Below are 7198 nucleotides of genomic sequence, written 5' to 3' on the forward strand. Positions count from 1 at the left end.
CCGCCGACGGAATCGTTGTAGACGACGCTGGCCGGCGACCCGTTGGCGKTGCCATTGCCGGTCGCGAAGCTCGGCGCCTTGCTCGCCGCGAGAGCTGCGATCGGGTTGCCGCCCGCATCCACCTGCGCGAAGCTGGTGTTGCACAGGTTGTCGGTCACCGAGAAGCGACCGTACATCATCGGGTACATCGCCGACAGGATCGGCCCGTTGCCGAGTGCGTAGTGCGCGTTGTGCATCTGGTCGTTGTCGGCGGTCCAGCCATAGGCGCGCAGCTTGGCCAATGCGTCGGCCGATTGGGCCGCCGTGTCCGCGCCGGTCACCAGGCCCTTGGCCGCGAGGCCCGCACAACGCGCCGCGGCCTTGCCGGTCTGCGCGGTCGCCACCAGGTAGTTGAAGGTCGAGGTCTCGGCCATCGCCGCGCCGGCCGCCAGCGCGGCGCAGGGCTGGTAGAGGTTGCCGTAGGTCGTGAAATCCCCCAGCTTCTTGCCGTAGCCGATGACCGCCGCGCCGCCGAACTCCACGCCGTAGCCGGTGGTGGTCGGCAGCTCGGTCACCGGCTCGCCGGCGACCACGCCGTCGATCAGGCCCGTCGCATCGGCCTCGGCCGCGCGCAGCACCGCCGCGCCGCCGTTCGACACCGAGCCGGCGATCACGATCGTGTTGGCCGCGGTGAACGGCAGCGGCGCCGCCGCATTGCCGTAGCGGTCGTTCAGCGCATACAGCCCGTAGGCGGCGGCCACCAGCGTGTCGCYGCCCCAGTCCTTCTCGGCGTTCTGCTGCGAGTGCGCCTGCTTCAGCGACAGCCGGTTCGGGAACAGCGCGTTGAATGTGGCACGCGCGGTGTCGGTCACCGCAGCGGCGAACGACGCTGCCGCGCCGGCCGCGGCCCGCGTCGCGCGCGTGCCGTCGATGCGGTTCACCGTGTCGTCCGCCATGTCGTACAGCCCCATGCCCTTGCCGGCATCGGTCAGCGCGACCGCGCAGCCATGCTTCAGGCCCCACTCGGCCGAGGTGGCGATCGCGCCGTACACACCGCGCGAACCGGACGACGGGCCGAGCACGAGGCACGGCGCGCTCTGGTTGAAGCTGTCGGGGATCTGCACCGCGATCGCGACCCGCTTGGTGCCGGCCGCGTTGTCCAGCACCGCGACGTACTCGCGGCCCGGGATCAGGCCCTCGCCGGTCGTCGCCTGGCCTGTCACATCGACGTTCGGCCCGTACAGCGTGCCGTAGCCGCCGCCGGCGCTGATGTCGACCAGGCCGCGGTAGTTGCTGAAGAGGGCGTTGCGGCGCAGCTCGGCGGCGGTCGGGTTCAGCGGATCGGCGTAGGTGGGTGCCGCGCCGCCCAGCCCGGACTTGCCGAGCCCGCCGGTCAGCRGGTCCTGCGTCGCGGCAGTGCTGCCGCTGCCGGTGCTGGTCGCGGGATAGTCCGTCATCGATTGCTGCGTGACGTTGGCGGGCAGTGTGTTGACGGGGGGTGGCATGTCGTCGTCGCTGCCGCAGCCGGCGACGGCAACGGCAGACAGTCCGAGGGCGGCGAGCGTGAGCGGGTGCAGGTTCATCTTCATGGCGATGTCTCCTTCTTGGTGTGAGGGGCCGGCTGGCTTGTCCGCATCGCGCGCAGCCGCCCCACGATCCCGTTCGGGAAGTGGTAGACCGACAGCACGAAGAGAACCCCGAGCCACAACAGCCAGCGCTCGGGCGAGATCAAGGTGGAGAGCAGCGGCACGCCGCCCACCAGCGGCGCGGCGAGCGCCATCAGGTTCTGCAGGTAGCTCTGCGCCAGCACGAACAGCAGGCTGCCGACGACCGCGCCGTAGACGCTGCCCATGCCGCCGATCACGACGATCAGCAGCACGTCGAGCATGATCTCGAAGCTCAGCGACGTGTCCGGCCCGTTGTAGCGCAGCCAGAGCGCGAGCACGCAGCCGGCGAGCGTCGCGAACAGCGCCGACAGCACGTTCGACAGCGTGCGGTACACCACCGTGCGGTAGCCGATCGCCTCGGCGCGGAAGTCGTTCTCGCGGATCGCCTGCAGCACGCGGCCGAACGGCGAGTTGACGATGCGCAGCATCGCGAGCACCAGCGTCAGCGCCACGGCAAACAGCAGGTAGTACGCGACCCGGCGATCGCCCAAGGCCTCGGGCAGCCGGAAGCTCAGCCCGTCTTCGCCGCCGGTCCAGTCCGACAGCTGCGACGCGAGCGTCAGGAAGGCCGAGGCCACCGCCAGCGTGATCATCGCGAAGAAGATCGCCTTCACGCGCAGGCTGAACAGGCCGATCAGCAGCGACAGCACGAGCGACACCGCGAGCGCCGCCAGCATGCCCACCGCCAGCGCGCCCCAGCCCGGCCCGAGCCGCGTGCTGGCGATCGCGATGCCGTAAGCGCCGATGCCGAAGAACATCGTGTGCGCGAAGCTGACGATGCCGGTGTAGCCGAGCAGCAGGTCGAAGCTCGCGACCAGCACGATGAAGACCATCACCTTGGCCGCGACGTTCATCGCCTGCGTGCCGGGGAACACGAACGGCGTGGCGGCCAGGCCGAGCACGATCGCGGCCAGCAGCACCGTGAGCACGCGGCTGCGCGGCAGGTCGTGCGACAGCAGGCGATCCAGCAGGCGCGCGCTCATCGCGAACTCACCGGGTACAGCCCGCGGGGCCGCCACAGCAGCACCGCGACCATCAGGCCGATGTTCGAGAACAGCGCGACCTTCGGCCACAGGAAGCCGGTGTAGTTGGCCAGCAGCCCGACCAGCAGCGCGCCGACGAAGCAGCCGAGCGTCGAGCCCAGCCCGCCGATGATGATCACGATGAAGATCAGCACGTTCAGCTGCGCGCCGATCTGCGGCACCACGCCCTGCTGGTACAGCGCCCACAGCGAGCCGCCGAGCCCGGCCAGCGCCGAGCCGGCGACGAACACGCCGACGAACAGCGTGCGCACCGGGTAGCCGAGGGCCTCGACCATCTCGCGGTCCTGCACGCCGGCGCGCACCAGCAGGCCGAGCTTGGTGCGGTTCAGCGTGAACAGCATTGCGGCCAGCACGACCGCGCCGAGGCCGGTGGCCAGCAGCCTGAACTTCTCGACCGACGCGTCGCCCAGCGCCAGCACGCCGCGCAGCGCCTGCGGCAGCGACAACGGGATCAGCGCCGGGCCCCAGATCGCCTTGATCAGCTCCTCGCCGATGATCATGCCGCCCATCGTGATCAGGATCTGCTTCAGGTGCTGGCCGTAGACCGGGCGCACCAGCACGCGCTCGAAGGCCCAGCCCACGGCGGCGGCGAGTGCCATCGCGGCCAGCATCGCCGGGAACAGCGCGGCCAGGTTGAGCCACAGGCTGTCGGCGCCGGTCCAGTCGGCCAGGCCGCCGAGCACGCTGGTGGCGATGAAGGCGCCGAACGCGATGAACACGCCGTGGCCGAAGTTCAGCACGTCCATCAGCCCGAACACCAGCGTCAAGCCCGATGCGACGATGAAGACGATCATCCCCATCGCGAGGCCGGCCACCGTCAGCGTGAGCCAGCTCGACGCAGAGCCGATCAAGGGCCAGGCGGCGAGTGCGAGCAGCGGCACCAGTGCGATCGGCAGCAAGTCGAACGACGAACGGGGCAGCGTGCTGCTCATGCATGCGCTCCCAGCGAGAGCCCGAGCAGGCGGTGCTGCAAGGCTTCGTCGTCGGCCAGCTCGGCCATCGCGCCGCGGTGCACGATGCGGCCGCCGTCCATCACCGCGACACGGTCGCCGAGCGCGCGCGCCATCGCGAAGTTCTGCTCGACCAGCAGGATCGTCGTGCTGGTCGCCTTCATCTCGCGCAGCGCCGCGACCAGGTTCTGCACGATGGCCGGCGCGAGGYCCTTGCTCGGCTCGTCGATCAGCAGCAGGCGGCGCGGCTCGATCATCGCGCGCGCGATCGCGAGCATCTGCTTCTGCCCGCCCGACAGCGCGCCGGCCGGTTGCAGCCAGAACGTGCGCAGCGCGGGGAACAGGCCGCACAGCCAGTCGAGGCGCTGCGTGTCGATGTCGGCCAGCGAGCGGGCACCGCGCGCGGCCAGCAGCAGGTTCTCGCGCACCGTCAGGTCGCCGAAGATGCCCATGTTCTCGGGCACGTAGGCGATGCCGCGCTGCGCGATGCGCGGCGTGCCGAGGCGCGTGATGTCGTCGCCGTCGAATGCGATGCGGCCGGCGGAGGCCGTCCACAGGCCCATGATCGTGCGCAGCGTGGTGGTCTTGCCGGCGCCGTTGCGGCCGAGCAGCATCGTCACCTGGCCGGCCGGCACGTCGAGGTCGACGCCCTGCAGCAGGTGGTAGGCGCCGACGTGCGTGTGCACGCCCTGCAGCGAGAGCGTCATGCCGCCAGCCCCAGGTAGGCCTGCCGCACGACCGGCGACGCGATCACGAGCCCGGGCTCGCCGTCGGCGACGAGCTGCCCGTTGTGCAGCACGACGATGCGGTCGGCCAGTTCGCGCACCACGTCCATCTTGTGCTCGACCARCAGGATCGTGCAGTCCGCGCGCGCCTTCAGCTGGCGGATCAGGTCCAGCACCACCGGCACCTCGTCGACGCTCATGCCGGCGGTCGGCTCGTCGAACATGAAGACGCTCGGCTCCAGCGCCATCAGCATCGCCACCTCCAGCTTGCGCTGGTCGCCATGCGGCAGGCTGCCGGCCGGTTGATCGGCCCGGGCTTCGAGGCGCACCTGTTCGAGCAGCTGCTGCGTGCGCTCGAGCACGCCGCGGTGGTCGCGCCACACCGACCACAGGTTCAGGCCGAGTCGTGCGCGCGATTGCACGACGAGCCGCACGTTCTCGCGCACCGGCAGGGCGGGGAACAGCTGCGTCAGCTGGAAGGCCCGGCCGATGCCGCGCCGCGTGCGCGCGGCCGGGCCTTCGGCGGTGATGTCGATGCCGTGCAGCCGCACGCGGCCGGCCGTCGCGCGCAGCTGTCCGGAGATCAGGTTGAACCAGGTCGTCTTGCCGGCACCGTTCGGGCCGACGATCGCGGTCAGCGTGCCGGATTCGAACGTGCAGCTGACGCGATCGACCGCGACGTGGCCGCCGAAGCGGATGGTGAGGTCCTGGGTCTCGAGCATCGCGGCGGTCAGGGGCAGGTGCCGATCACGTAGTAGTTCGTGCCGGTCATCTTCAGCGTCGTCGTGACAAAGAGATTCCACAGCCCCATGTTCTGGTTCGAGCCGTTGGCGAGCGCATAGCCGCCCTGCACGTGCGCGCGGTTGGCCGCGACGTGGGCGTAGTTGCTCGCGGTGGTGCAGGTGGCGGCCGGCGGCGCGCCGGTGGTGGTGCCGGTGGCGGCGCCGGACGACGGCCCTTCGACGCCGCTGCCGTCGACCGCCTTCACCGTCCAGGAATACGTGGTGCCGGCGGCGAGGCCGGTGTCGGTGTAGCTCGTCGCGGTGACGAGGCTCGCGTTGACCTGGTTGCCGCCGCGGTACACGTTGTAGCCGCTCGCGCCGCTGACGCTTCCCCAGCTGATCACCATGCTGCTCGCCGTCGCGCCCGAGGTGCCGACGCCCGCCGGTGCCGGCAGGCCGGACGGTGCCGAGCCGCTGCCCAGCGTCGTCATCATCGCGCGCACCGCCGCCATCTGCGGGCCGGATTTCTTCGCGTAGTTCGCGTTGTCGTACCCCCACCAGTCCCAGCAGCTGTTGGTGGCCTGCGTGCTGGTCTGCGGGTAGAGCACCACGATGCCGTTGGTGTCGGCCCAGCGGTTGTAGCCGGTGTTGCGCACGTACTGCTGGCCGACCAGCGCGGTGTTCTGCTGGCAGCCGTGGAACACCACGTGCAGCTTGCACACAGCGCCTGTGCTGCAGCTCTGCGGCACGTAGACCCAGCCGGTGGTGGCCATGCCGTGGCCGGTGATGAAGGCGGTCTGGTCGAACTCGGTGAACGTGCCGGACAGCGTGCCGTTGTTGCGCGGGTTCAGCGTGCCGTGCAGCTGCTTCAGGATCTCGCCGGCGAGGTCGAAGTCGCAGTCGTTGATGTAGGGCGACGCGGTCGTGGCGCAGCTGCTGCCGTAGTCGTCGGTGATCATCGCGTGGCCGGACGCGATGGTGTTCTTGTAGAAGAGGTTCGCCGCCGGCACGAAGCTCTGGTAGTAGGTCTTCAGGTCGTTCATCACCGCCGGCTTCACGGTGTTGTCCGAGGTGCCGGAGTAGAGGTAGACCTTCGAATTGGCGAGGTTGGCGACCGGGTCGATCAGGCCGCTCGTGGCCCAGCTGTTGGTGGTGCTGACGAGGCTGCTGACGGGGATGGTGCTCGCGTGCGTCATGCAGCGGCCGGTCGCGTTGACGATCGATCCCTCGGCGCAGTAGTACGGCCCGCCGGCCACGATGCCGGCACCGCGCTTGAACGTGGCCGAGTAGGCGACGTGCATCTGCACGGCCATGAAGCCGCCGGAGGACAGGCCGGAGACGCTGACCTCGGCGGGGTCGATCTGCAGCTGGGGCAGCGGAGTGGCCTGACAGGCCGCGGCAAACACGAGCGAGGCTGCAGCCCCGATCCTGGCGAACCGGTTCTTCATCGTGGTGTCTCCTGGTTGTGGGGCGGACCTTGCTCAGCGCCTGTTGCGGATCGGCACGTCCATCTCTTCGGGCTTGATCTCGCGCACCAGCTCCGGCACGCCCCAGGCGAAGGCCGGGTCGGCCTTGATGCGGAAGTGGTACATGCTCTGCATCGCCTGGTGATCCTCCTTGCGGAACACCATGCGGCCCTTGGGCGTCTCGAAGGCCATGCCTTCCATGGCAGCGATCAGCTTGTCGGTGGCCGTCGCGCCCTGCGTCTTCTTCAGCGCCTCGACGACCGCGATCGCCGCGCTCATGCCACCGGCGGTGAAGAAATCCGGCGGCGCCTTGAATTGCTTGTAGTGATTGGCCACCAGCCATTCGTTGACCGGGTTCTTCGGGATGCCGAAGTAGTAGTACGTGGCGCCTTCCATGCCGGGGAAGTTCTTGTACGCGGCCATCGCAGGCAGGATGTTGCCGCCGGCCGCGATCTCGATGCCGTGGCGCTTCAGGTCGAGGTCGGCGATCTTGAACGGGTTGCCGACCCCGGCCCACAGGATCCAGATGATCTTGCGGCCGGGCTGGTCCTTCAGCTTGTCGATCAGGCGCTGCGCACCGGCGGTGAAATCGGTGGTGCTGGTCGGCAGGTACTCGCCGTCGATCAGCTTCGCCTTCTTGATCGAC

The 7198-nt window shown here is 69.6% G+C and carries 7 protein-coding genes; all 7 read right to left on the bottom strand.

The features are described from left to right. Window positions 1–1568: 3-hydroxybutyrate oligomer hydrolase family protein (locus AC1D15_RS12890; protein WP_477826282.1), on the bottom strand; the 1568-nt coding region annotated here is incomplete at its 3' end. Beyond that, on the bottom strand, window positions 1565–2617 hold the full coding sequence (locus AC1D15_RS12895) for a branched-chain amino acid ABC transporter permease (RefSeq protein WP_477826288.1): 1053 nt from the start codon (window positions 2615–2617) through the stop codon (window positions 1565–1567). The genes AC1D15_RS12895 and AC1D15_RS12890, both read right to left, overlap by 4 nt. Before the next feature lie 8 nt (window positions 2618–2625). After that, window positions 2626–3621, bottom strand: coding sequence for a branched-chain amino acid ABC transporter permease (locus AC1D15_RS12900; protein WP_477826283.1), 996 nt, complete (start codon window positions 3619–3621; stop codon window positions 2626–2628). Further along, window positions 3618–4346, bottom strand: coding sequence for an ABC transporter ATP-binding protein (locus tag AC1D15_RS12905; protein WP_477826284.1), 729 nt, complete (start codon window positions 4344–4346; stop codon window positions 3618–3620). The genes AC1D15_RS12900 and AC1D15_RS12905 overlap by 4 nt, the downstream gene beginning before the upstream one ends. Further along, window positions 4343–5086, bottom strand: a complete 744-nt coding sequence (locus tag AC1D15_RS12910; protein ID WP_477826285.1) for an ABC transporter ATP-binding protein — start codon at window positions 5084–5086, stop codon at window positions 4343–4345. Before AC1D15_RS12910 ends, AC1D15_RS12905 begins: the two co-directional genes overlap by 4 nt. Before the next feature lie 8 nt (window positions 5087–5094). After that, the gene (locus tag AC1D15_RS12915) at window positions 5095–6534 is read right to left on the bottom strand and encodes an extracellular catalytic domain type 2 short-chain-length polyhydroxyalkanoate depolymerase (RefSeq protein ID WP_477826286.1); all 1440 of its coding nucleotides are present in this window, start codon (window positions 6532–6534) and stop codon (window positions 5095–5097) included. Between the two features lie 33 nt (window positions 6535–6567). Next, window positions 6568–7198, bottom strand: a 631-nt coding sequence (locus AC1D15_RS12920) for an ABC transporter substrate-binding protein (RefSeq protein WP_477826287.1), incomplete at its 5' end; no start/stop codon positions are given.

The organism is Rhizobacter sp. P2_H2 (assembly GCF_056403375.1).